Genomic DNA, 24,153 nt, shown 5'->3' with positions numbered 1-24,153 from the left:
TTCCGGGCACCCGCGATACTAGGGCTCAGTACGACTGATCGGCCGCACCGGTGGGCACTGGAGCGGCTTGCGATAGGGAGGACACCGCCGTGACGTACGTCATCGCGCAGCCTTGCGTCGATCTCAAGGACCTCGCTTGCGTCGAGGAGTGTCCGGTCGACTGCATCTACGAGGGCGAGCGGATGCTCTACATCCACCCGGATGAGTGCGTCGACTGCGGTGCCTGCGAACCGGTCTGTCCCGTCGAGGCGATCTTCTACGAGGACGACGTCCCCGGCGAGTGGAAGAACTACTACACCGCCAACGTCGAGTTCTTCGACGATCTCGGTTCGCCGGGCGGCGCGGCCAAGCTGGGCGCCATCGCCAAGGATCACGCGATCATCGCGGCGTTGCCGCCGCAGGAGCACGAGGAGACCTGAGTCGGTGCCGCAGCGGTTCCAGCTGCCCGACTTCCCCTGGGACGCCCTGGTCCCGTACGGCGAGCGGGCGGCCACCCACCCCGACGGCATCGTCGACCTCTCGGTCGGCACGCCGGTCGACCCCACTCCCGAGGTGATCCGCCGCGCGCTGGCCGCGGCGGCGGACGCCCCGGGGTACCCGACGACGCTGGGCACGCCCGCGCTGCGCGAGGCGGCGGTGCGCTGGCTCGGCCGCCGGGCCGGTGCGCAGGGCCTCGACCCCGCCGCCGTCATCCCGGCCATCGGCTCGAAGGAGCTGGTGGCAGGGCTGCCGACGCTGCTCGGGCTGGGCCCCGGCGACACCGTCGTGTTCCCGGAGCTGGCCTACCCGACCTACGACATCGGCGCCCGGCTGGCCGGGGCCGACCCGGTCGCCAGCGACTCCGTCACCGCGCTCGGCCCGCGCCGGGTCGCGCTGATCTGGGTGAACTCGCCGGCCAACCCGCACGGCCGGGTGTTGCCGGCGGCCCACCTCGCCAAGGTGGTCGACTGGGCCCGCGAGCGCGGCGCCGTCGTCGTCTCGGACGAGTGCTACCTCGAGCTGGGCTGGGAGGAGCGGCCGGTGTCGATCCTCGACCCGGCCGTCAACGGCGGCTCGCTCGACGGCCTGCTGGCCGTGCACTCGCTGTCGAAGCGGTCCAACCTGGCCGGTTACCGCGCCGGCTTCATGGCCGGCGACCCCGCGCTGGTACGTCAGGTGCTCGAGGTGCGCAAGCACGCCGGGCTGATGGTGCCGGCGCCGGTGCAGGCCGCCATGGTGGCCGCCCTCGACGACGACGCCCACGTCGACGAGCAGCGCGGACGCTACGCGCGGCGGCGTGACGTGCTGCGCTCGGCGCTGGTCGAGGCCGGGTTCCGGATCGACCACTCGACCGCCGGCCTGTACCTGTGGGCGACCCGCGACGAACCGTGCTGGGACACCGTCGGCTGGCTGGCCGATCGCGGCATCCTGGCCGCTCCGGGCGCGTTCTATGGCCCGGCCGGCGGCTCGCACGTCCGCATCGCGCTGACGGCCACCGACGAGCGGGTCGACGCCGCCGCGAAGCGCCTGCTCAGCTGACGGCCGCCGACGCGGTTGCCGCGTCCGGGCCGATGCCCAGCGCCACCTCGGAGCCGGAGCACGACACGACCGCCGACTGGTCGGTGCCGGTGAACACGGTGCGCCCGCCCTCCTCGGCGGCCTGCGCGTCGGGGAACGCGGCCGCGTAGAAGTCGGTGACGGTGTCGCACAGCGGCGTCCCGCCGTCGTCGCCGCGGTCGGCGAGGACCAGCGCGAGCGCGGTGGCGTCGCCGTCGCCCCAGACGGTGACCTCGCCGCCGGCCCAGGCCGCGGCGAGGTCCTTCGGGTCGGACAGCGCGGCGGACTCGTCGTCGCCGGGCGCCTCGAGCAGGAACAGCAGGTCGGCCGCGCCGAAGGTGTCCATGCGCAGCTGCTGCCAGTCGCCGCCGGGACCGGCCGGGTCGCGGACGTCGACGGCGGCCTCACCGGCGCGGTAGCGGTCCGGGAACAGCACCTGCGCGGTGGTCGCCGGCAGCGTCGCGTACGTGGCGTCGACCGCCTCCCAGCCGCCGTCGAGGAACACGTCGCAGGTGAACGTCAAGCCCTCGACGTACGGGAACTCGAGCTGGCGGGCGATGAAGTGCGGCAGTTCGTCGAGGTCGGCGGTGGTCTGGCCGGAGGTCTCCTGCAGCGCGAGCAGCTGGTCCAGCGGCAGGTGCTGCCCGACGAACTGCTGGCTGTAGAGCGACGCGTCGCCCTCGATGGCGTTGAGCGCGGCGTAGGCGGCGTCGGACCCGGACTCGGTCGCGATGGCCTCCTGGTCGGGCAGCCCGATGGCGGCGTCGGCCTGCGCGTGCACCAGCTCGTGTGCCGTGATCAGCGCGCCCAGGCCGTCCATCTCCTCGGACCCGATGACCAGCTGCCGCGTCTCGGGGTCGTAGAACCCGCCGACCCCGGCGTCGAGGGCGTCGAGGTGCGCCTGCGCGAGATCGGTGCCCGGCTCGACGGCGCCCAGCGCGGCCAGCAGCCGGGAGTCGACGGCGGCCCGCTCGGGGTCCAGCTCCTCCTGGGTCAGCTCGACCGCCCGCCGCTGCACTTCGTCGAGGCTCACGAACTCGATGTCGACGTCGTCACCGGCGGGCAGCCCGCGCTCCTCCTCGACCAGCTGTGCGATGGCCGCGACCTGCGTCTCGACGTCGGCGTCGGGGATGGAGCCGTCGCCACCGCCCAGGCCCATGCCGCCGGAGCCGAGGCACTGCAGCAGGATCGGGTCGACGTCGCCCAGGCCGAGGTCGCCGAGGTCACCGCCGAGCAGGTCCTCCAGCCCGCCCTCGCCGAGCAGGTCGCCGAGGCCGCCCTCGCCCAACAGGTCCTCCAGCCCGCCCAGGCCGGACGACGACTCCTCGGCGGCGGCCAGCTCGTCCCGTGCGGCGTCGCGCTCGGCCCGTGCGTCGTCGACGCGCCGGTCCATGACGATGTACGTGACGCCGGCCAGCACCAGCCCGACGGCGAGCGCGAGCGCGGTGGCGACCTGCCAGACGGCGGTGCGCGGCGAGCCGGACGGCGGCGGGGGCGGAGGCGGCGGGGTGGGGTCGGTCATGATCTCCCTAACCTAAGCCGTCGCGACCGCCGTCGTCGCGACGCGGGGATCGCGGGCGGACAGCCGCCAGCCGGCGTCGTCGACCTGGATGAGCGAGACCGGTCCCCAGCCGGACTGCGGGCCGTCTCCAGGTACCACCTCGTGCCCGCGCTTGCGCAGGCCGTCGACGATGCGGGCGGGGACGTCGGGCTCGACCCGCACCCGCGACCCGGACGGCGCCGGCGCGCCGGTGCCGCCCTCCGGCGGCTCGATGGTCCACCGTGGCCGCGCCTGGGCCTCGTCCGGGTCCAGCCCGGCGCCGAGCACGAACGCGGCGAGCTGCTGGACGAGCTGCGGCTGCACGTGGCCGCCGCGGGCGCCCAGCACCATCGCCAGCCGCTCGCCGCGGGTCCACAGCGTCGGCGACAGCGTGTGCAGCGGCCGCCGGCCCGGCGCCAGTTCGCCCGGATGCCCCTCGACCAGCGAGAACCCGCGGCCGCGGTCCTGCAGCAGGAACCCGGCCGCACCGGCGCCGACGAGCGAGCCGATGCCGTGGAAGTTGGACTGGATCAGCGAGACGCCCATGCCGTCGCCGTCGACGACGCACAGGTAGGCGGTGCCGCCGGCGGCCGGCGCGGGGGCGTGCCGGTCGCGGGCCGCGGCGGGGTCGACGGAGGCGGCGACGGCGTCCAGCCGGGCGGGGTCGAGCAGGCGGTCGAGCGGGACCGGGACCCGGCCGGGGTCGACGGCGACGTCGTCGCGCCCGGCGGCCAGCGCCCGCTGCGCCTCGATCTGCAGGTGCCACGCCTGCGGGTCACCCGGGTCGTCGGCCCAGCCGAGGCGCTCCAGCACGGCGCAGCCGCCGATGCCGAGGTAGCCCTGCGAGTTCGGCGGGACGGTCCAGCCGGTGCCGCCCCACGCGTCGACGGACAGCGGCTCGACCCAGTCGGCCTGGCTCCGCTGCAGGTCGGACGCGGTGATGACGCCGTCGGTGGCGGCGCTGACGGCCCGGCCGGGCGCGCCCTCGTAGAACGCGGCGCGGCCGCCGCCGGCGATCAGCCGCAGCGTCGAGGCCAGTTGCTCCCGGACGACGGTGGAGCCGCGCCCGGCCGCGAGCATCGGCCCGGCCGCCTCGACGCCCGCCAGCTCCGCCGCGCCGGCCCGGAACGCCGCCACCAGCTCGTCGCTGGCCGCGAAGCCCTCTTCGGCCAGCCGGACGGCCGGCGCCAGCACGTCCGCCAGCCCCAGCCGGCCCAGCCGCGACGACAGCGCGGCCCAGCCGTCGACGCAGCCCGGCACCGGGATGGCGGCCGCGTGGTCGCGCGGGATCTCGCTCAGCCCGGCGGCCCGCAGCGCTGGGGCGTCGACCCCGGACCCGGCCCGGCCGGACGCGTTCAGCGCCAGCGGCGCGGCGTCGCCGGGGCGGTGCACCAGCGCGAACAGGTCGCCGCCGACGCCGCAGGTCTCGGGCGCCACGACGCCCTGGACGGCGCACGCGGCGATGGCGGCGTCGACGGCGTTGCCGCCGGCCTGCAGGATCTGGACGCCGGCGCGCGTGCTCAGCGTTTGCGGGGTGGCGACGACCCCGCCCGTCATGCTCACGACCCTGATCACTCTCCTGGGGCGACGTCGATGTGGACGTGGTCCAGATGGCGGAGGGTGACATCCGCGGTGTCACCGGACGGGTGAGTGTACTCGCGCCACCCCTCGTCGGACCGGCGCGCCGACCAGATCCTGTCGTCGTAGATGATGGTCGCGATGTCCAGTTCCTGGGCGTTCGCGACCGCCCAGTGGGCCACCGACCAGCCGCGGCGGTTCACGTCGGGGTCGTCGTACGGCTGGAACATGACGTCCAGCGCGCGGCCGTCGTAGTGCGCCGAACCCTCCACATGACCGGAGTCGACGCCGCCGGCCTGGAAGCCGCCGATGTCGAGGTCGTCGAACGTGCCGGCCAGCTCGTCGCGGACGGCGCGGGCGCGGTCGGTGAGGCCGTCGTCGCCCTCGGTCTGCGCCGCGACGTCGTCGGCCCGGAACGTGCAGTAGAACGTCGCCGCGGAGTTGCCGGTGAGCGCCGACGCCAGCACCCGCGCGTCGTCCTCGTGGTCGGCATAGGCGTCGGGGAACGCGCTGCGCTGCACCTCCTGCGCGGCGACGGTGACCTCGAGCTCGCGGTAGTCCGGGATCTCGACCAGCGCGTCGTAGAAGGCGCCCGCGGCGTAGACGGGGTCCTGGACCTGCTCCGGAGTGCCCCAGCCCTGCGATGGCCGCTGCTGGAACAGCCCGAGGGAGTCGCGGTCGCCGTAGTCGATGTTGTAGATGTCGGATTCCTGGTACGCCGTGGCCAGGGCGATGGTGACGGCGCGGGCCGGTAGGCCGCGCTCGAGCGCGACGGCGGTGATGGTGGCGGCGTGCCGGGCCTGCTCCGGCGACAGCGTGACGGTGCGGCCGTCGACGGAGGCCCGGCAGTCGTTGCGGCGGATGAGCGGGTTGTCGTCGCGGCCGACCCACCAGATGAGCAGCGCGGCGATGCACCCGCCGAGGGCGAGCAGGGTACCGAGGGTGGCCGTGAGGCGGGCAGCGCGACTCATGTGACCTGGAGAACGTTCGTGGCCCGGGCGGCGGTTCCGGGTCAGTTCGCGTGCAGGACGGCGTTGAGCCCGCCCCAGTCGCCGGACCTGGCCAGCGCCTCGACGGCGCCGGTGACGCTGTTGCGGCGGAACAGCAGGCCGTCGCCGCCGGACAGCTCCAGCGCCTTGACGACCCGGCCGTCGGGCAGCCCGACCTTCGTGCCGGCGGTGATGTAGCAGCCGGCCTCGACGACGCAGCCGTCGCCGAGCGAGATGCCGATGCCGGAGTTGGCGCCGATGAGGCAGCCCGCGCCGACGGTGATGACCTCCTTGCCGCCGCCTGACAGCGTCCCCATGATCGACGCGCCGCCGCCGACGTCGGAGCCGTCGCCGACCACCACGCCGGAGGAGATGCGGCCCTCGACCATGGACGAGCCGAGCGTGCCGGCGTTGAAGTTCACGAACCCCTCATGCATGACGGTGGTGCCGGCGGCGAGGTGGGCGCCGAGGCGGACGCGGTCGGCGTCGGCGATGCGCACCCCGGACGGCACGACGTAGTCGACCATGCGCGGGAACTTGTCGATGCCGTACACCGTGACCGGGCCGCGTCGCAGCAGCCGCAGCCGCGTCCGCTCGAAGCCGTCGACCGGGCACGGGCCGTGGTTGGTCCACACGACGTTGTTCAGCACGCCGAACAGGCCGTCGAGGACCTGCCCGTGCGGCGCGACCAGCCGGTGCGACAGCAGGTGCAGCCGGAGGTAGGCGTCCTGGGCGTCGGCGGGCGGCGCGTCGAGGTCGATGGCGGTCTGCACGACGGTGCGGCGGACCTCGCGGTCGCGGTCCTCGACCTCGAGGTCGCGCAGCTCGATGAGGGCGTCGTCGGACGAGATGGGCGGTTTGCCGAGAGCTGGCGATGGGTACCAAACATCCAAGATCGTTCCATCTGCGGCTATGGTGGCCAGGCCGAAGCCCCATGCCCGTCGCACGTCGGTCATGGGCTCAGCCTACGGAACACGGCAGGCTGCGTGAGCACGGTGGTCGCCGTGCGGCGCGCCCGCAGAAGACACGAGTGCTGGGAGGCGCCGATGGTGCGACGACGGCTGCTCGCCACCCTTGCGGGGGTCGCGACGACGGTTCTGGTGGCGGCGGGCGGTGCGCACGCGAGCGCCGACACCGCCGAAGCGGAGCCCACTGGCCCGCTCGCGGCCGAGATGGCGGCGGCGCTGGACCACCAACCGGGCGGCGTCCAGCTCTCCGACAACGCCATGGCCTGGGACGACGGCGACGTCATCGTCGTGTGGCCGGACCCCGGCGCCGACGCGGCGCCGTTCGGCCTGGGCGACGGCGTACGCTCCGACGTCGTCGAGGCGCTCGGCATCACCGGGCTGGCCCAGCCGTTCGAGCCGGTCGCCGATGACCTGCAGGCGCGGGGCAGCGCCTCGACCTGCCAGTCCGGCTACTACTGCTACTACACGTCGTCGAACTTCGACGGCACGCGGTACCAGTTCTCCAGCACCTGCTCGGCCTACGCCAGCAGCTGGGGCTTCGACAACACCGCGTCGTCGTGGGTCAACCGCAACTCCGGCCGCAACTACCACGCCTACGACTACCTCGGCGGCGCGCGGCTGTGGACCATGACCCCGGGCGCCAGCGACTCCTACGTCGGCGCCTCCGCCGACAACCGGATGAGCTACTGGACCTGCTCCAGCGCCTGACGGCACCCGGCGATGGGCCGGAACTGACGATGGGCCGCGGCCCGGGCGACCACGCCGGGCGTGGTGGCCCGGGTGCGGGCGTAGGGCCTCGAGTTCAGGCGATGCTGCCGCGGGGTCCGGGCGTGGTGGCCGCGACGCCGAGAGTGTCGGTGCCCGCCCGTAGGGTGGGACTCCCTCCCAGCCGGGCGGGGACCGTACTCCGGCGCAAAACCCCGCACAAGCACGCCGGCCCTCGCCCCGGTCGTCGCCGGGCACACCCCGGGCAGCGCCAGTCAGAGGAACACGGTGTACTGGGCCACCACCGGCGCCTCGACGTCCAGGGCGCCGGTATCGCCGGTGAGCACCTCTTCGTAGCCGAGCAGCCGGCCGGTCCGCGGGTCGACCATCAGCACGTGCCGCCGGTCCAGGCCGGAGTCGTCGCTGTCGGTGCCGAACGCGATCGCCGTGCGGCCGCGCCGGTCGGTGATCTCGCCGAGCGCGACGACACCGGGCTCGTCGGCCAGCATCGTCAGCGCCGCCGCCTGCACCGAGGTGTCCAGGACGCGGGTCGAGGCGACCTCGTTCAGCGACTGGAACAGCGCCGCCGCGGGGTCGCCGGCCTGCGGCCAGACGGCCAGCAGCTGGGCGCGCAGCGCGGCGGGGTCGGCGGCCAGCGACTCCGGGTACCCCGACGCCAGGCCGCCGGCCGGGAACGTCTCGTCCAGCAGGACGGCGCCGGGTGTGGCGGTGCCGTCGGCCTCGCTCCAGTCCGCCGTCGGGAACCGGGCCTCGCCCTGCGTCTCGCGCACGTGCACCGAGCCGTCGGCCAGGAACCGCTGCTCGCGCAGCACCGGCACGACGGCGGACGTGACGGCCGGCGCGCCCAGCGCCAGGTTCGCGGCGGCGCCCTCGGCAGGGGCCGCGCCCTCCGCCGGCTGCCCCCCGGTCTCGGTGACCGTCAGCAGCCAGCTCTCGGTGCTGACGGTGACGTCGGCGGTCGTGTACAGCTCCGCGTGCGCCTGGGACGCCGTCGTGGCCAGCGACCGCAGCTCGGCGCCGGCCGGCTGCCCCATGGCCAGCTCCGCGGCCAGGACGGGCGGCGTGGCCGCGTAGGCGGTGTCGGCGCCGTCGGACCCGAGATTGCCCACGACGAGGACGGCGGCGGCCACCGCGGACGCCGCCACCATGCCCACCGCCGGCCACATCGCCGGGCGCAGCCGGGGCCGTCGCGGCGTCGCCAGCAGCCGCCCGTGCGGCCGGGTGGCGACCGCGTCCTCCAGCAGCCGGCGCATGGCGTCGCGACGGTCGGCGGGGAGGTCGCGCCTGGGTGGCAGGGCGAACGCGAGGTCGAGGCCGGTGGAACTCATGTGTGGTGCGCTCCTTCGGGGCGCGAGCCGGGTTGCGGCTCGGCGGTCTTCGTGGTCGCGGCCTCGGTGAGCCGCTCCATGTGAGCTCGAGCTCGCGCCAGCCGCGAGCGTACTGTGCCGACGGGGATTCCGAGCGCCACCGCGGCCTCGGCGTAGGTGCGCTCGCCCCAGACGCACAGCGCGAGCACCTCCTGCTCCTGCTTCGGCAGCCGCCGGAACACCCGCAGCACCTGCCGCATGTGCCGTTCGTCGTCGGCCCGGGCCGCGGCGTCGGCGGGGTCGGCGGGGTCGGCCGGCACGGACGGGTCGGGCGGCGCGGCGTCCTCGGCGCCACCGGCGATGACGGCGGGCGGCAGCTTGGCCAGCAGCCGGCGGTGCCGGCGGACCGCGCGGGTGCTGTTGCGGGCCACCCGGCCGGCCAGGCTCAGCAGCCAGGGCACGAACCCGGCCTCGGCGGCGACGTCGTCGCGCTTGCGCCAGGCCTCCAGGAAGACGACGGAGGTGAGGTCCTCGGCGGTCTTCCAGCTGCCGGTGAGCCGGAAGCAGTAGTTGTAGACCACCGTCGAGTGCCGGGTGAACAGCTCGCCGAACGCCGCCGGGTCGCCGCGGCGCGCCCGGGACCACAGATGCTGGTCGTCGGGCGGAGCGGCCGGCAGGGAGCTCATCGTCGTCGGGTCACCTGGTGGGTACTCGGGCGGACAGGGGGTGTCGGTGCCCTCGGCTAGCGTGGCCGTATGCACCCGACACCCGTCGCCACCTGGCAGGCGCTCTGCCTCGACGCGAGCGAGCAGCCGCGGCTCGCCGAGTTCTGGGCGGCGGCGCTGGGCCGCCGGCCAGACTCAGACGATCCTACGCACCTGCACGGAGATGCAGAAGGCGAGCAGATCTGGGTCGACGCCGTGCCGGAGGCCAGGACGGTCAAGAACCGGGTGCACCTCGACGTCGACGTGGGCGACATCGGCGGCCTGCTGTCGCTCGGCGCCACCGTGCTGCGCGAGCCCGACGACGAGGACTCCTGGTACGTCCTGGCCGACCCCGAAGGCGGCGAGTTCTGCGCGTTCCTCCGGCCCGAACGGACGTCGCTGCCGGGCCGGCTCTACGAAGTCGTCGTCGACTGCGCCGACCCGTACGCGCAGGCCGCGTGGTGGGGCGAGGTGTTCGGGCTGGTCGCCGAGCGCGAGCCCAAGGAGCACCATGCCGCACTCGAGAGCGACGGCCGGCTGCCGTTCGACTACCTGTGCTTCGTCCCGGTGCCCGAGCCGAAGGCGGCGAAGAACCGGGTCCACTGGGACGTCGACGTCGCCGACGTCACCCTGCTCACCGAGCGCGGCGCCACGGTGCTGCGCGAGCCCGGCGACGACCTCTCCTGGCACGTCCTGGCCGACCCCGAGGGCAACGAGTTCTGCGCCTTCACGCCGCGAACCGTAAGCTGAGGCGCTTGTGGGCATTGTTCTCGATCTCGACCTCCCCGCGCCGGCGCTGACGGCGCAGCTGTGCGACCTCGCCTCCCCGAGCGGTGAGGAGGGGCCGCTGGCCGACGCCGTCGAGGCCGCGCTGCGCTCGCTCGGCCACCTCACCGTCCACCGCGACGGCGACACCGTCGTCGCCCGCACCGCGCTGGGCCGTCCCACGCGGGTGGTGCTGGCCGGGCACCTCGACACCGTGCCCGTCGCCGCCAACCTGCCCACCCGCCTCGACGACGGCGTGCTGTGGGGCCGCGGCACCGTCGACATGAAGGGCGGCGTCGCGGTCGGGTTGCGGCTGGCCGCGCACGTCCCGGCGCCGGCCAGCGACGTCACCTACGTCTTCTACGACAACGAAGAGGTCGAGGCCGAGCGCAACGGTCTCGGCCGGGTCGCGCGGCAGCACCCCGACTGGCTGGCCGCCGACTTCGCCGTGCTCATGGAGCCGTCGTCGGCGGCGGTCGAGGGCGGCTGCAACGGCACGCTGCGGGTCGCGGTCCAGCTCACCGGCACCGCCGCGCACAGCGCCCGCTGGTGGATGGGCAGCAACGCCATCCACGCGGCCGGCCCGGTGCTGCAGCGGCTGGCCGAGTACCGGCCGGCCACGGTCACCGTCGACGGCCTCGACTACCGCGAGGGGCTCAACGCGGTCGGCATCAGCGGCGGCATCGCCGGCAACGTCATCCCCGACCGCTGCGAGGTCACCGTCAACTACCGGTTCGCGCCCAGCCACACCGAGGCCGAGGCGCTCGACCACGTGCGGCAGGTGTTCGACGGCTACGACGTGCGGCTGCTCGACACCGCGCCCGGCGCCCGGCCAGGCCTCGACCGCCCGGTCGCGGCGGCGTTCGTCGCGGCCGTCGGCGGCGAGCCGCGGGCCAAGGTCGGCTGGACCGACGTCGCCCGGTTCGACGCGCTCGGCGTCCCGGCGGTCAACTACGGCCCCGGCGACCCCCAGCTCGCGCACGCCGACGACGAACGCGTCCACGTCGCCGAGATCGAGGCCTGTGAAGCCCGATTGCGGGCCTGGCTCGCGGCGTGACCACTAGCCTGGCCGCGTGACCCGACACGACGAGTTCGAACGGCCGGTGAGGTACGCCGGACCGGTGATCAAGCGAGGGAAACGCTACGACGTGACGACGACCGACCAGCGGCTGCTCGACACCGCCGGCCCCACCGACTGGGTGCACACCGACCCCTGGCGGGTGCTGCGCATCCAGTCCGAGTTCATCGAGGGCTTCGGCGCGCTCGCCGAGCTCGGCCCGGCCATCAGCGTGTTCGGCTCGGCCCGCACCCGGCCCGACGACCCGTCCTACCAGCTCGCCGTCGACCTCGGCGCGCGGCTGACCGGCGCCGGGTACGCCGTCATCACCGGCGGCGGGCCGGGCATCATGGAGGCCGCCAACAAGGGCGCCCAGGAGTCCGGTGGCACGTCGGTCGGGCTGGGCATCGAGTTGCCGTTCGAGCAGGGCATCAACGCCTACGTCGACCTCGCGGTGAACTTCCGCTACTTCTTCGCCCGCAAGACCATGTTCGTCAAGTACGCGCAGGGTTTCGTGGTGTTCCCGGGCGGCTACGGCACGCTCGACGAGCTGTTCGAGGCCATGACGCTCGTCCAGACGCACAAGGTCACCGCATTTCCCATCGTGCTGGTCGGTCAGTCGTACTGGAAAGGGCTCGTCGACTGGCTTCGTGACACGTTGGTCGTGGAGAAGAAGATCTCGCCCGTCGACCTCGACCTCCTCACCGTCACCGACGACCTCGACGACGTGATGTCCGTGCTGGCCAAGGCCGAGGAAGCACGTCGGGCGGCGGGCCGCGAATAGCCCTGCAACTCCCGCATTCCAGGCTTTGACTCGCCGTGTCACTGCTTGCGCCGCACACCCTCCAAGAGGTAGACCAAGGCAACCGATTGGAGGTGGCACATGGCAGATGCGCCCGTGCGGACCGATGAGGCTCCCCGTCAGCCATCGGAACAGCCCAGCCTGAAACGGGTGATGGGCCCGAGTCTGCTGCTGCTGTTCGTCGTCGGCGACATTCTCGGCACCGGGGTCTACGCGCTCACCGGTCAGGTCGCTGCCGAGGTGGGTGGGGCGGCCTGGCTGCCATTCCTCGTCGCGTTCATCGTGGCCATCCTCACCGCGTTCAGCTATCTGGAGCTGGTGACGAAGTACCCGCAGGCCGCGGGCGCGGCGCTGTACACGCACAAGGCGTTCGGCGTCCATTTCGTCACGTTCATCGTGGCGTTCACGGTCATGTGCTCGGGCATCACGTCGGCGTCGACGGCGTCGCGGGCGTTCGCGTCGAACCTGTCCGAGGCGTTCGACGTCGAGCTGAGCACCGGCGTCGGCATCACCGGCGTCGCGCTGCTGTTCATCCTGCTGGTCGCGGCGGTGAACTTCCGCGGCGTCGGCGAGAGCGTCAAGGCCAACGTCGTGCTCACCTGCGTCGAGCTGAGCGGCCTGCTGATCATCATCATGATCGGGCTGTGGGCGATCGGCGGCGGCGACGCCGACATGTCCCGCGTCACCGAGTTCGACACCCAGGGCCAGGGCGTCTTCGGCGCGGTCACCGCGGCCACGGCGCTGGCGTTCTTCGCGATGGTGGGGTTCGAGGACTCCGTCAACATGGCCGAGGAGTGCAAGGACCCGGTGCGGATCTTCCCGAAGGTCATGCTGACCGGCCTGATCATCACCGGCATCATCTACGTGCTGGTGGCCATCTCGTCCGTGGCGCTGGTCCCCGTCGACCAGCTCGGTGAGGGCGACACCCCGCTGTTGCAGGTGGTCGAGGCCGGCGCGCCCGGCTTCCCGCTGAAGATCTTCGCGTTCATCACCATGTTCGCGGTCGCCAACTCCGCGCTGATCAACATGCTGATGGCCAGTCGCCTCGTCTACGGCATGAGCCGCGAGCGGGTGCTGCCGGGGCCGCTGGGCCGCGTGCACCCCAGCCGGCGCACGCCGTGGGTGGCGATCATCTTCACGACGGTGCTGGCGGTCGGCCTGATCACGTTCGTCGGCGAGGTGCCGGCACTGGGCGGCACGACGGCGCTGTTGCTGCTCGCGGTGTTCGCGGTCGTCAACGTCGTCGTGCTGATACTGCGGCGCCAGCCGGTCGAGCACAAGCATTTCCGCACGCCGACGGTCATCCCGATCATCGGCGCCATCACCTGCGCGTACCTGGCCACGCCGTGGACCGGCCGCGACAGCGAGCAGTACCGCATCGCCGGCATCCTGCTCGCCATCGGCGTCGTGCTCTGGTTCGTCACCTGGCTGGTGAATCGGCGGCTGCACCGCTCGCAGGGCGACATGGACGACCCCGAGAACCTCGGCGTCGGCGGCCCGGTCAACTGACAGCTCATCGCGAGCCGGTTCGCGTTGCCGGTTCCGCGCTCGTGGTACGCAGACCCCGCCCGGCGCAACGGTGTGGGATCGCTGCGTGATCGATGTGAGAACACTGTCGTGTCCGCGACAGTGATGCCGCGTCGTTTCCGCAGCGATCTCACGTCGATCCCCGCATCGTTGGGCGCGGCGATTGTGCGCCCCGGGCGAGATCACTGGGTGGGATCACTGTGCTTGGCGGGTGGCGTTGCTGTTGCCAGGGGAACAGTGATGGACCCCACCCGGCGCAGCGAATCCACACGGTGGCGTTGGGGATCGCGTAGCGGTTCGCCGTCGTGCGGCGGTTGGCCACGTGGGCCGTCCCCCTGCTGCCCATTGTCTTGGCCGCGTGCGTGCGCCTCAAGCGGACTTGTGGGGCGCTTCGCGCGGGTGAAGGTCCGCTTGACCCGCGCGCACGCGGCCAAGTGCGGGCAGTTATCAGGGGGACGGGGGAGGTGCGGGCAGAGCCCGCCCGGGCGAACGGTTGGCCGGTGCACCGTTCGCCGTTCATCTGGCTGGCTGGCGTTCGTTGTTCGTGCCGGTGCACCGTTGGGTCGTCCTCGACTCCCGGAGCCGTCTTCGATGGCGAGAGTCGTGTTCCGGGCGCCGTTGGACGATTCTGGCCATCGAAGACGTCCCAGATCGTCGACGTCACTCGCGTGGGGAGCACGTCACCCGCCGCAGCACCGGATGAGCGTCGTCGGCGGCGGCCATGCGGTCCTGGCGCGGGTGAGGTGCACCCGCCGCGCGTGAAGTGGCCGCCCCAACCCCCCGGCGACTGTTGATCATGGGCAAATCGGCGGTGGCGGTGCCACGGCGGACCGGGACCGTGGCGGCGGGCATCGAGGTGTGCCCAGTCTTTCCCCGTCCCCCTGATAGGTGCCCGTTCTTGGCCGCGGGAGCGCGGGTCAAGCGGTCACCCCATCGCGCGAAGCGCCCCATGGGTCCGCTTGAGGCGCGGTGCCGCGGCTGAGAGAATGGGCGCCAGGGGGACGGCCAACGCGGCAGACCCGGGCGCACGGTCGGCCAGCCAACGAGAAGCCCGGCCGACCGAGTGGACCGGCCCGACCCCGCGAGGACCGGCCGACCGGCCGACCGGCCTGAAGGGCCGGTCGGCAGCGGCACCGGCGGCAGCGGCACCGGCTTCCCGGCCTGGGCGTCAGCCGGCCTGCCGCGCGGGGTCGTCGTCCAGCAGTCCTTCGCGGTGGGCGAGGGCCGCGGCCTCGCCGCGGCCCGACACCCCGAGTTTGGCCAGGATGTTCGACACGTGCACGCTGGCCGTCTTGGTGCTGATGAACAGCTCCTCGCCGATCTGCCGGTTGCTCCGCCCGGCCGCGACCAGGTGCAGCACTTCGCGCTCGCGGTCGGTCAGCGCGGGGAAGGCGCCGGTGCCCGGGCCACCGGTGCCCGGGCCGCCGGATCCGGACGGCGGCAGTCCCAGACGGGCGCGCCGCACGAGGTCGTCGATCCAGCCGCGGATCAGCCCGGCGCCGAGCGAGTCGGCCTGCTCGGCCGCCCGCCGCAGCGGCTCCTCGGCGGCGGCCCGCTCGCCCAGCAGGACGTACGCCTCGCCGAGCCGGTAGCCGGCGAACGGCCGCAGGTGCGCCGGGCCCTCGGCGGCCTCGACGGTGTCCAGGGCCGCGCGCCAGGCGTCCGGTGACGGCCCGTCGAGGCCGGCGAGATGCGCCCGGACCACGGGTGCCCACGTCGGCGCCGGGCCCCAGCCGCTCGTCGGCTCCAACCGGCCGCGCAGCCACGCGGCGTCGTCGTCGGTGGCCGTGCCGGCCCGGGCGCGGGCCTCCAGCGCCCAACCGGCCGCGCCGAGCAGCGGCAGCTCGTAGCCGAACTGCTGGCCGGGCGTGGCGTCGATGGCGGTGCGGATCAGCTCCCAGGCGAGGTTCGGCTCGCCGCGGCCGAGGGCCGCCTCGGCGGCCGCGCGGGTCGCCGGCAGCACGTACTGCGGGCCGGGATCGTGACCGGCCAGCCGCTCGTGCACCTCGAACGCGAACCGGGACGCGGCCTCGACGTCGCCGCGCCACAGTGCCAGCCAGGACCGCAGCCCGGACAGGTGCCAGACGTGCCGTCCGGGCGGCCGGAGCTCGAGTGCGCGGATGATGACCCGCTCGGCGTCGTCCCAGCGGCCCAGCGCCATCAGCGGCTCGGCGGCGTTCCCGGCCAGCATGGTGCCGAGCGTGCGGGCCAGGCCGACGGCGCCGGCGCGGTCGATGCCCTGCTGCGCGACCTGTTCCGCCTCGCCGTAGCGGCCGAGCAGGTGCAGCGCGTCGGACATGTTGATGTAGTAGCTGACCAGCCACTCCGGCCGTTCGCCGGCCAGCTGGCGCGCGGTCTCCAGCGCTTCCAGGCCCGCCTCGACCTGGCCCGAGTGCACCAGGCTGGGGCCGAGCACGACGTAGGCGCGGAACTCCGACTCCGCCTCGCCGGTCTGGTGCGCCAGTTCGGCTGCTTCACGGCCCAGCGCGACGGCGCCTGCCTGCCGGCCGTCCATCATCAGCCGCGAGACGTACTTCTGCAGCAGCCGGGCCCGCCGCGCCGTGGGCGGGTCGGCCGGGATCAGCGCCAGCGCCCGCTCGACCTCCTCGGTGGCGCCGCCGCGGCCGAGCTCGCTGAGCAGCGTGCCGCGGAAGCCCAGCAGCCGGGCGACGCGGCTCGGCTCGACGGCGTCACCGGCGGCACGGACCTCGGCCAGCGCGGCGTCGACCAGTGCGAGGGCGCGGTCCAGCTCGCCGGCGTTGTTGGCGGCCGCGGCGGTGCGGGCGAGCAGTTCCGCGTGGTCGCATCCGGCCTTTGCCGCGGCCTCGGGGATCTGGTCCCACAGCTCCAGCGCCCGCTCGAAGTTGCGCTGCGCCTCGTCGTAGGCGGCCAGCGAGCGCGCCTCGGCCGCCGCGTCGAGCGAGGCGGCGAACGACTTCTCGTGCTCGTGCGCGCAGAACCAGTGGTGCGCCGCCTCGGCGGTGACCGCTCGGCGCGGGCCGGCGCCGGACGCCAGCCGCCGTTCCAGCGTGGCCGCGTAGAGCGCGTGCAGCCGGGCGTGCTCGCCGGGCAGCAGATCGGCGTGGACGGCCTCGCGGACCAGCGCGTGCCGGAACGCGTACCCGTCGCCGTCGACCCGCAGCACGTTCGCCGACACCGCCTCGCGCAGCGTGCGGTCCAGCGCGTCGGCGTCGACCGCGGCGACGGAGGCCAGCAGGTCGTGCCCGACGTGGTCGCTGCCGACGGCGAGCAGCCGGACCAGCCGCTGCGACGCGTCGGACAACTGCTCGACCCGGACCAGCAGCAGGTCGCGCAGCGACTCGGGCAGCGTCGTGCCGTCGTCGAGATCGGCCAGCTGCTCGACGAAGAACGGCACGCCCTCGCTGCGGGCGTGGATGCGGCGGACGGCGTCGACGGGCGGCTCCGCCCCGGCCAGCCCGGCGAGCTGCTCGGCGACCTCGTGCTCGGTCAGCCGCGGCAGGTCGACACGGTGCACCGTCCGGACCCGTTCCAGTTCCGCCAGCAGCAGCCGCAGCGGATGGTCGCGGGACAGCTCGTCGCTGCGGTACGTGCCGACGATGAGCAGGCGGGCGTTGCCCAGCGCCCGGACCGCGAAGCCGAGCAGCTGGCGGGTGGCGCGGTCGGCCCAGTGCAGGTCCTCGAGCACCAGCACCAGCGGGCGCTCGGCGGCGACGTGCTCGAGCAGCCCGGTGACCGCCTCGAAGACGCGGCCCTGGCTGGTGCCGTCCGGCTGCCCGTCGCCGCCGGGGAGGTCGGGCAGCAGGCTGGCCAGCGCGGCCCGTCCGGGACCCGCGGCGGCCAGCAGCGCGTCGGTGCCGAGCCGGCCGCCGAGGTCGCGCAGCGCGCCGGTGATCGGGGCGTACGCGAGGCCGTCGCCGCCGAGGTTCACGCACTGGCCGACGACGACCAGCGCACCGTCGCGCTCGGCCTCGGCCGCGAACTCCGTCACCAGGCGGGTCTTGCCGACGCCCGCCTCGCCGCCGAGCACCACCGTGACCGGGACGCCGCCGACGGCAGCGGCCAGCGCCGACCGAAGGCCGTCGAGCTGCTCGCTGCGGCCGACCATCGCGGGACTCATCGCTGCCAATGCCACAGTGACCATCCTGCTACGCCGGGGCCGGTTTCGCCGTCACAGGGAGCGGCCCCGGTGTCCGTGGTGGACACCGGGGCCTGGATGGTGGACGTCTCGTCTCGTCAGACCGCGTGGCGGCCGGGCAGGTGGCGGATCACCCACGCCGATCGGACGGCGGGCCGCTTGGCGCGGCGGGTGGCGCGGCGCGCCGTGCGGGCGAGTCGGTCGGCGTCGGCCTCGGCCAGCAGCCGGCCCGCACGCTCCTCGTGGACGAGCTGGGCGACATACGTGGTGTTCATGACCGGACCTCTCTCGGTGCTTCTTCTTCTGACACTGAAGAGTCTGGTCCGTAAGGGGTGGTCGCCACATGCGGTGTCTGCCGCATCTTCCCAGGTGGATGGGGCCTTACTCGGTGCCCGATGGGCTCTGAGGTGCCGGTCCGGGCGGCTGAGGGGGCCTCAGTCGTCAGGCGAGGCCGCGCAACGGCGCCGCCGGCGGCCGGTCGCCGCGGATCGACGCCACCATGTCGAGCACCTGCCGGGTCGCGGCGACGTCGTGGGCACGGAACACCCGGGCGCCGTGCCACGCCGACACCGCGGTGGCCGCCAGCGTGCCGGTCAGCCGCTCGTCCACGGGAAGATCCAGGGTCTCGCCGACGAAGTCCTTGCGCGACAGGCTGACCAGCACGGGCCAGCCGGTCGCGACCAGCTCGTCCAGGCGCCGGGTCAGTTCCAGCGAGTGGAAGGTGTTCTTGCCGAAGTCGTGCGTCGGGTCGATCAGGATGCCCTCGCGCGGCACGCCCAGCTCGACGGCGCGCTCCGCCAGCGCCGTCGTGTGCGCCAGGACGTCGGCGACCACGTCGTCGTAAGCGACCCGGTGCGGGAGCGTCCGCGGCCGCATTCCGCCGGTGTGGCTGCACACCAGCCCGGCGCCGTGCCGGGCCGCGACCGCCGCGACCTCCGGGTCGGCGCCGGCCCACGTGTCGTTGACGAGGTCCGCGCCCGCCGCGCACAACGCGTCGGCCGTCCGCGCCCGGTACGTGTCGACGCTGATCACGACCTGCGGGTAGGTCTCGCGGATCGTGCTGACCAGCCCGCCGACGCGGTCGATCTCCTCGTCCTCGCTGACGTGCTCGCCGGCGCCCGCCTTCACCCCGCCCACGTCGACGATGTCGGCGCCCTCGGCCACCACCTGCTGCACCCGGCGCCACGCCTGCTCGAACCCGAACGTCGCGCCCTGGTCGTAGAACGAGTCGGGGGTGCGGTTCACGATCGCCATGACGGCGAACCGTCCGGGCGGGAATTCCGACCGGCCCAGGCGCAGCACACCCACAGGACTCCTCATGTTCAGATCGCCATCAGCTCGCCAGTAAGCCTCGCACGCCGCGTCACCTGGTGTGGCGCGGAGGTGGAACGCCGGACGTGGCACCCTTGTGCCGTGTTCGCCGTCTTCGTCATCATCGCCGCGGCCGTGCTGTTCGGCGCGGTCCTGCTGGTGCTCGGCCGCGGCGACGTGCTGCAACCCGAGACACCCGGCGCCGACGCTCAGCTGCTGCCCGACGGCGCCGTCGGCTCCGACGACATCGCCGAGCTGCGCTTCTCCGTCGCCCACCGCGGCTACCGCATGGACCAGGTCGACCTCGTCCTCGACCGCCTGCAGCGTGAGCTCGCCTGGCGCGACCACCGGCTGGCCGAGCTGGAGGCGCGGCTGCCCGGCCCCAGTGGGCCGCTCCCGCGCCGTCCCGCCCGCCCCGACGAGGGTGATCCGCCGAGCACGGGGTACTGAGAGTGCACTGACGTGCTGGGCGAGCGCATGGGGGTGCCGGGTGAACAGCGGGGTGAACTGGGGGGTTCGCGGTGAGCGGTGGGGTCCGGGCGCGGGCGCTCGGTCCGGTGCGCGCGCCGTGAGCGCCGACGTGTCGGTGTCGCGGCGGCTGGCCGCCCCCGCCGACGTCGTCTGGCACGTCCTCACCGACTGGCCGGCGCAGAGCGCGTGGATGCCGCTGACCCGCGTCCGCATCCTGGGTCTCGGCGACGGCCGCGAGGTGGGGGCGCGACTGGAGGCCTGGACCGGTGTGGGGCGGGCCGGGTTCCTCGACACGATGATCGTGACGGCCTGGGACCCGCCGCGACGGTGCGAGGTGCTGCACACGGGGCGGCTCGTGCGTGGTCCGGGGGTGTTCTCGGTGCGGGCGATCGGTGCGGAGGCGGCGGAGGTGCGCTGGGAGGAGCAGCTGGACCTTCCGCTCGGCGCCGCCGGCCGGGCCGGCTGGCCGGTGGTACGGCCGGCGGTGCGGCTCGGTCTCGGGGTGGCGCTGCGCCGGTTCGCCGCCTTCGTGGAGCGCTCGGCGCCCTGATCGCCGGCGCTCTGGCGGTCAGCGGGCGACGCAGCCGGCCAGGTGATCGTTGACCAGGCCGCACGCCTGCATGGCCGCGTACGCCGTCGTCGGCCCGACGAAGACGAAGCCGGATTTCTTCAGGGCCTTCGCCAGGGCCACCGACTCGGGGGTGGTCGCGGGGACGTCGGCCAGGGAGGAGGGCGCCGGGCGAGAGGCGGGTGCGAAGGACCAGATGAGGCGGTCGAGCGCGCCGTCGCCACCGGCATCCTGGAGGGCGATGAGGGCGCGGGCGTTGGCGATGGCCGCCGCCACCTTGGCGCGGTTGCGGACGATGCCGGTGTCCTGCAGCAGCCGGGCCTCGTCGCCGGGGCCGAACGCGGCGACGGCGGTGGGGTCGAAGCCCGCGAACGCCTTCCGGAAGCCGTCGCGCTTGCGCAGGATCGTCAGCCACGACAGGCCGGACTGGAACGCCTCCAGCGTCAGCCGCTCAAACAGCGCGACGTCGCCGTGGACGGGGCGGCCCCACTCGTCGTCGTGGTAGGCGACGTACTCGGGGGCGCTCAGCCCCCACGGGCAGCGCGGCCGGCCGTCGGGGCCGTCGACGAGGTCAGCGGCCACGGAACACGACCGGCTGCTTGGCCAGGAACGCCTCGACGGCGGCGCGGTGGTCGTCGGTGCCGCCGGTCCACTGCATCATGTCGGCCTCGTGCGCCAGCGACTCGTCGAGGCCGTGCGTCGCGGAGAAGTCGAGCGCCTGACGCAGCGCCGCGTAGGCGAGCGTGGGGCCGGCGGCGAGCTCGCGGGCCAGCTCCATGGCCCGCGGCAGCACCTCAGGTGGGGCGACGACCTCGGTGGCCAGCCCCAGCGTCAACGCCTCGTCGGCGAGCACGGTGCGTGGACGGAACAGCAGTTCGCGCGCCTTCGCCCAGCCGACCAGCCGCGGCAGTGTCCACGACGACCCGGTGTCGGACGACAGCCCGATGGCGGCGAACGCGAGGTTGAACCCCGCGGTGTCGGCGACGACGCGGAAGTCGCAGGCGAACGCGTAGGACGCGCCGGCGCCGGCCGCGACGCCGTTGACCGCGGCGATGACCGGCTTGCGCATGGTGAGCAGCGCCTTGACCGTCGGGTTGTAGTGCTCGCGCACCGTGGTGGCCAGGCCGGAGTCGCCGGACGCGAGCGCCGCGGCGTGCTCCTTGAGGTCCTGCCCGACGCAGAACGCCCGGCCGGCGCCGGTCAGCACGACCGCGCGCACCGCCTCGTCGGCGGCCGCGGCCAGCACGACGTCGCGCAGCGCGACCTTGGTGGCGGTGTCGAGGCTGTTCATCGAGTCGGGGCGGTCGATCGTGATGACGCCGACGGCGTCGTCGGTCTCGTAACGGACCAGGCTCACTGGTCGGCTCCCTTGGTGGTTCCGGCGGACAGGCAGACGTCGACGAACCGGCCGGCGGCGGGCTGCAGCCGGGCGGCCTGGTCGTCGAAGAAGGCGGCGGCGTCGTCGCCCGGCCAGACGGCGGGCAGCAACTCGCGCGGCAGGCCGGGGTCGGTGAACAGGAACTTGCGCCACTCGTGCACCAGCCGGCTGCGGGCGGCGAACGCCTGCTCGTCGGTGGGCCGGCCGGGCAGCGACTGGAGCAGCCCGCGCGCGTCGGACAGCCACCGCAGGTACGACCGCCCGACGGCGTCGAGGTCCCACGCGCGGCGCACCAGCTCGGCGTCGTCGCCCTGGTGCCGGGCGCTGAACCGCTCGGCCCGCAGCTCTTCGGCGTCGAGCAGTGACCCCAGCTCAGGCGATGCGCGCGCGGCGATCCAGGTGCCGTCGCCGACCGGCGCGTAGCCGAGATAGGCCAGTCCGTTGCGCAGCCGCTCGCGGGTGGCCCGCTGCGCCGACCGTTCCGGCACGACGACGTGCCAGCGGCCGTCCCAGTCGCCCCGGCCGTTGGTGCGGTAGATGCGTGCGGCGGCGTCTTCGAGGCGGCGGTCGGCCCGCTCGGTCAGCTCGTAGCCGGGCGAGCCGTCGATGCGCACCGGGCGCAGCCAGCCCTGTTTGACCATGCGCGACACGGCCGTGCGCACCGCCGGCGCCGCGACGCCGAGCGGGGCGAGCAACCGCACCAGCGCGGCGACCCGGGCCCTGCCGCCACGCGAGCGCACGTGATCGCCATAGAGGTCGAACAGGGCGGATCTGGCGTTCACAGTGCCCCATCCTGCCAGCCCCCACCGACAACCAGTGAGGACATACCGACCGCGGTCTCCCCGCGACGACCAACATGCGGGATAATGACCTCCATCGTGACGCACATGGCTGGTGCTCCCTGGACATCAGGGGGTTTGGGTGTGCGCCTGAAAAGGAAGGGGTGCGCGGATGGCGGCGATGAAGCCGCGGACTGGCGATGGGCCGCTCGAGGTCACCAAGGAGGGTCGTGGCATTGTCATGCGCGTCCCGATCGAGGGTGGCGGTCGTCTGGTCGTCGAGCTCACTGCTGACGAGGCCGGCGCACTGGGTGATGCGTTGAAGGATGTCGTCGGCTGACGTGTCGTTGCCGTGAGCATTGAATAGGTGCCCTCGTCCGGCGCCGGCGGCGCTGGGCGGGGGCATTACTCTGCCCGGAGGACCGGGCAGTCAGGACGAGGAGTATGCGTGTCGGCTGAGAGCACTGTTCGCCCCACCGAGGTCGTGGTCGACGCCCGGCCGCTGCTGGACGCCGAAGCCGGCCTGCTGGCGCTGGCCGTGTGGCCCGACGACCCGTCGAGCGCTGACGGCGACGACGGCGACGACGGCTCGCCGTGGATCGGGCCGGGCGGCGCGGAGGTCGCCGAGGCGCTCGGGCTGGACTTGTTCGCCGCGCTCGAACGCGACGGCGGCACCGGCAAGGCCGGCGAGGTCGTGTCGGTCCAGGTGTACGCCGAGGGTCGCGGCGCCGCGAGCGTCGACGGTGAGGTCGACGTCACCCGGGTGCTGCTGGTGGGGCTCGGCGACGGGTCGGCCGCGGCGTACCGGAAGGCCGGCGCGGCGCTGGCCCGGGCCGCCCGCGGCGCCGAGCGGCTCGCGTCCGCCGTCACCGCGACGGCCGACGATGCCGCCACGCGCGCGTTCGTCGAGGGCGCCGTGCTGGCCACCTACGCGCTGGCCGGCTTCCGGAGCACGCCCGTTCCCGAGGCGAAGCGCCCGCTCGGCACGCTGGTGATCACCGGCGACGGCGCCCGGGCCGACGTCGTCGCGGCGGCGGTCGCGGTCGCCGGGGCGAGCTGGACGGCCCGCGACCTCGCGCAGACGCCGTCGAACGTCAAGGACCCGGAGTGGCTGGCCGAGCAGGCCCGCCGCATCGGCGCCGAGCACCGGCTCGACGTCCGGGTGCGCGACGAGAAGGCGCTGGCCGACGAGGGCTTCGGCGGCATCCTGGCGGTCGGCCAGGGCTCCGACCGGCCGCCGCGGCTGATCGCGCTGCGCTACGACCCGCCGAACGCCGGCCCGGGCACGCCGCACGTCGTGCTGGTCGGCAAGGGCATCACGTACGACACCGGCGGCCTGTCGCTGAAGCCGCGCGAGGGCATGGTCACGATGAAGACGGACATGACCGGCGGCGCCGTCGTCATGGGCGTCCTGTCGGCCGTGCGCGAGCTGGGCGTCGACGTCCGCGTCACCGGGCTGGTCGCGGCCGCCGAGAACATGCCCGGCGCCGGCGCGCAACGGCCCAGCGACGTCATCCGCCAGTACGACGGCACGACGGTCGAGGTGCTCAACACCGACGCCGAGGGCCGCCTGGTGCTGGCCGACGGCATCGGCTACGCGGTGGCGGAGCTGGAGCCGACGGTCATCGTCGACGTCGCCACGCTCACCGGCGCGGCCACGACGGCGCTCGGCCGCGGCCACGCCGCCCTGTACGCGACGTCCGACCAGCTGGCCGCCGCGTTGCGCGAGGCCGGCGAGGCCGCGGGGGAGCGGCTGTGGCGGCTGCCGCTGGTCGACGACTACCGGTTCGGGCTCGACTCCGCCATCGCCGACGTCGCGCACATCGACACCGAACACCTCGGCGGCGGGTCGATCCTGGCGGCGCTGTTCCTGCAGCGCTTCGTCGGCGACGTGCCGTGGGCGCACCTCGACATCGCCGGCCCGGGGCGGGCCGAGTCCGACAAGGGCGAGCTGACCAAGGGTGGGACGGGGTTCGGCGTACGGGCCCTGCTGTACTGGCTCGAGGCCGGCGCCCCGGTCGGCTGACGAC

General features: G+C 74.1%; 23 protein-coding genes. 11 read left to right on the top strand and 12 right to left on the bottom strand.

The features are described 5' to 3' along the window. Positions 1–89: 89 nt before the first annotated feature. Positions 90–419, top strand: coding sequence for a ferredoxin (gene fdxA / locus ACW62_RS35110; RefSeq protein WP_053203376.1), 330 nt, complete (start codon positions 90–92; stop codon positions 417–419). Between the two features lie 4 nt (positions 420–423). Further along, entirely contained in the window at positions 424–1,518 is a 1,095-nt protein-coding gene (gene dapC / locus ACW62_RS07095; RefSeq protein ID WP_157574483.1) for a succinyldiaminopimelate transaminase, read from the top strand. Here dapC and ACW62_RS07090 read toward each other — a convergent pair. The 4 genes from ACW62_RS07090 to dapD are packed head-to-tail and all read right to left on the bottom strand — an operon-like array spanning position 1,511 to position 6,599. Further along, the gene (locus tag ACW62_RS07090) at positions 1,511–3,058 is read right to left on the bottom strand and encodes a hypothetical protein (protein WP_053203375.1); all 1,548 of its coding nucleotides are present in this window, start codon (positions 3,056–3,058) and stop codon (positions 1,511–1,513) included. The genes dapC and ACW62_RS07090 overlap by 8 nt on opposite strands. 12 nt (positions 3,059–3,070) lie before the next feature. After that, a complete protein-coding gene (locus ACW62_RS07085) occupies positions 3,071–4,633 on the bottom strand; it encodes a gamma-glutamyltransferase family protein (protein ID WP_157574481.1) in 1,563 nt (520 codons plus the stop codon). Between the two features lie 14 nt (positions 4,634–4,647). Then, on the bottom strand, positions 4,648–5,625 hold the full coding sequence (locus ACW62_RS07080; protein WP_053203373.1) for a VldE C-terminal domain-containing protein: 978 nt from the start codon (positions 5,623–5,625) through the stop codon (positions 4,648–4,650). 41 nt (positions 5,626–5,666) lie between these two features. Then, a complete protein-coding gene (dapD, locus tag ACW62_RS07075) occupies positions 5,667–6,599 on the bottom strand; it encodes a 2,3,4,5-tetrahydropyridine-2,6-dicarboxylate N-succinyltransferase (protein WP_053203372.1) in 933 nt (310 codons plus the stop codon). Between the two features lie 30 nt (positions 6,600–6,629). Between dapD and ACW62_RS07070 the strand changes: the two genes are divergently transcribed. Further along, positions 6,630–7,319 carry a peptidase inhibitor family I36 protein gene (locus tag ACW62_RS07070; protein WP_157574479.1) on the top strand — a complete coding sequence of 230 codons (690 nt, stop codon included), beginning with the start codon at positions 6,630–6,632 and terminating at the stop codon, positions 7,317–7,319. 272 nt (positions 7,320–7,591) lie between these two features. Here the strand turns inward: ACW62_RS07070 and ACW62_RS07065 are convergent, their stop codons facing one another. Continuing rightward, complete coding sequence (locus ACW62_RS07065) at positions 7,592–8,665, bottom strand: hypothetical protein (RefSeq protein WP_053203370.1); 1,074 nt, start codon at positions 8,663–8,665, stop codon at positions 7,592–7,594. Further along, positions 8,662–9,330 carry an RNA polymerase sigma factor gene (locus tag ACW62_RS07060; RefSeq protein ID WP_053203369.1) on the bottom strand — a complete coding sequence of 223 codons (669 nt, stop codon included), beginning with the start codon at positions 9,328–9,330 and terminating at the stop codon, positions 8,662–8,664. Before ACW62_RS07060 ends, ACW62_RS07065 begins: the two co-directional genes overlap by 4 nt. A gap of 69 nt (positions 9,331–9,399) precedes the next feature. Between ACW62_RS07060 and ACW62_RS07055 the strand changes: the two genes are divergently transcribed. The 4 genes from ACW62_RS07055 to ACW62_RS07040 all read left to right on the top strand — a co-directional run bounded on the left by ACW62_RS07055 (position 9,400) and on the right by ACW62_RS07040 (position 13,481). Beyond that, complete coding sequence (locus ACW62_RS07055; protein WP_053203368.1) at positions 9,400–10,098, top strand: VOC family protein; 699 nt, start codon at positions 9,400–9,402, stop codon at positions 10,096–10,098. A gap of 7 nt (positions 10,099–10,105) precedes the next feature. Next, positions 10,106–11,170 (top strand): succinyl-diaminopimelate desuccinylase, encoded by a 1,065-nt coding sequence (gene dapE, locus ACW62_RS07050; protein WP_053203367.1) that lies wholly within the window; start codon positions 10,106–10,108, stop codon positions 11,168–11,170. A gap of 16 nt (positions 11,171–11,186) precedes the next feature. After that, positions 11,187–11,954 (top strand): LOG family protein, encoded by a 768-nt coding sequence (locus tag ACW62_RS07045; protein WP_053203366.1) that lies wholly within the window; start codon positions 11,187–11,189, stop codon positions 11,952–11,954. 99 nt (positions 11,955–12,053) lie between these two features. Next, positions 12,054–13,481: an APC family permease gene (locus ACW62_RS07040; RefSeq protein WP_053203365.1), complete on the top strand. Its 1,428-nt coding sequence runs from the start codon at positions 12,054–12,056 to the stop codon at positions 13,479–13,481. Positions 13,482–14,667: 1,186 nt separating this feature from the next. Here the strand turns inward: ACW62_RS07040 and ACW62_RS36150 are convergent. The 3 genes from ACW62_RS36150 to folP all read right to left on the bottom strand — a co-directional run bounded on the left by ACW62_RS36150 (position 14,668) and on the right by folP (position 18,918). Beyond that, the gene (locus tag ACW62_RS36150) at positions 14,668–17,598 is read right to left on the bottom strand and encodes a helix-turn-helix transcriptional regulator (RefSeq protein WP_169792005.1); all 2,931 of its coding nucleotides are present in this window, start codon (positions 17,596–17,598) and stop codon (positions 14,668–14,670) included. 116 nt (positions 17,599–17,714) lie between these two features. Then, positions 17,715–17,891: a hypothetical protein gene (locus tag ACW62_RS33850; RefSeq protein ID WP_157574477.1), complete on the bottom strand. Its 177-nt coding sequence runs from the start codon at positions 17,889–17,891 to the stop codon at positions 17,715–17,717. 166 nt (positions 17,892–18,057) lie between these two features. Next, positions 18,058–18,918: a dihydropteroate synthase gene (folP, locus tag ACW62_RS07030; protein ID WP_053203594.1), complete on the bottom strand. Its 861-nt coding sequence runs from the start codon at positions 18,916–18,918 to the stop codon at positions 18,058–18,060. Positions 18,919–19,029: 111 nt separating this feature from the next. Between folP and ACW62_RS33845 the strand changes: the two genes are divergently transcribed. Beyond that, positions 19,030–19,377: a DivIVA domain-containing protein gene (locus ACW62_RS33845; RefSeq protein ID WP_053203363.1), complete on the top strand. Its 348-nt coding sequence runs from the start codon at positions 19,030–19,032 to the stop codon at positions 19,375–19,377. Positions 19,378–19,495: 118 nt separating this feature from the next. Next, complete coding sequence (locus ACW62_RS07020; RefSeq protein ID WP_053203362.1) at positions 19,496–19,948, top strand: SRPBCC family protein; 453 nt, start codon at positions 19,496–19,498, stop codon at positions 19,946–19,948. 18 nt (positions 19,949–19,966) lie between these two features. Here ACW62_RS07020 and ACW62_RS07015 read toward each other — a convergent pair whose 3' ends face one another. From ACW62_RS07015 to ACW62_RS07005, 3 genes are read right to left on the bottom strand one after another with little or no spacing between them, the layout of a single operon-like run. After that, the gene (locus ACW62_RS07015; RefSeq protein ID WP_053203361.1) at positions 19,967–20,548 is read right to left on the bottom strand and encodes a DNA-3-methyladenine glycosylase I; all 582 of its coding nucleotides are present in this window, start codon (positions 20,546–20,548) and stop codon (positions 19,967–19,969) included. Then, complete coding sequence (locus ACW62_RS07010; protein WP_053203360.1) at positions 20,538–21,323, bottom strand: enoyl-CoA hydratase/isomerase family protein; 786 nt, start codon at positions 21,321–21,323, stop codon at positions 20,538–20,540. Before ACW62_RS07010 ends, ACW62_RS07015 begins: the two co-directional genes overlap by 11 nt. Next, positions 21,320–22,126 carry a PaaX family transcriptional regulator gene (locus ACW62_RS07005; RefSeq protein ID WP_053203359.1) on the bottom strand — a complete coding sequence of 269 codons (807 nt, stop codon included), beginning with the start codon at positions 22,124–22,126 and terminating at the stop codon, positions 21,320–21,322. The genes ACW62_RS07010 and ACW62_RS07005 overlap by 4 nt, the downstream gene beginning before the upstream one ends. A gap of 169 nt (positions 22,127–22,295) precedes the next feature. On the opposite strand from ACW62_RS07005, the gene ACW62_RS32975 reads away from it, so the two are divergent. Beyond that, positions 22,296–22,463 carry a DUF3117 domain-containing protein gene (locus ACW62_RS32975; protein WP_069114398.1) on the top strand — a complete coding sequence of 56 codons (168 nt, stop codon included), beginning with the start codon at positions 22,296–22,298 and terminating at the stop codon, positions 22,461–22,463. Between the two features lie 108 nt (positions 22,464–22,571). Beyond that, complete coding sequence (locus ACW62_RS07000; RefSeq protein ID WP_053203358.1) at positions 22,572–24,149, top strand: leucyl aminopeptidase; 1,578 nt, start codon at positions 22,572–22,574, stop codon at positions 24,147–24,149. The last annotated feature ends 4 nt before the right edge of the window (positions 24,150–24,153 follow it).

It is taken from the genome of Jiangella muralis (assembly GCF_001270745.1).
GTDB classification, from domain to species: Bacteria; Actinomycetota; Actinomycetes; order Jiangellales; family Jiangellaceae; genus Jiangella; species Jiangella muralis.
Note: the sequence above shows the minus strand (reverse complement) of the source record. Positions and strands in the feature narration are given on the sequence as shown.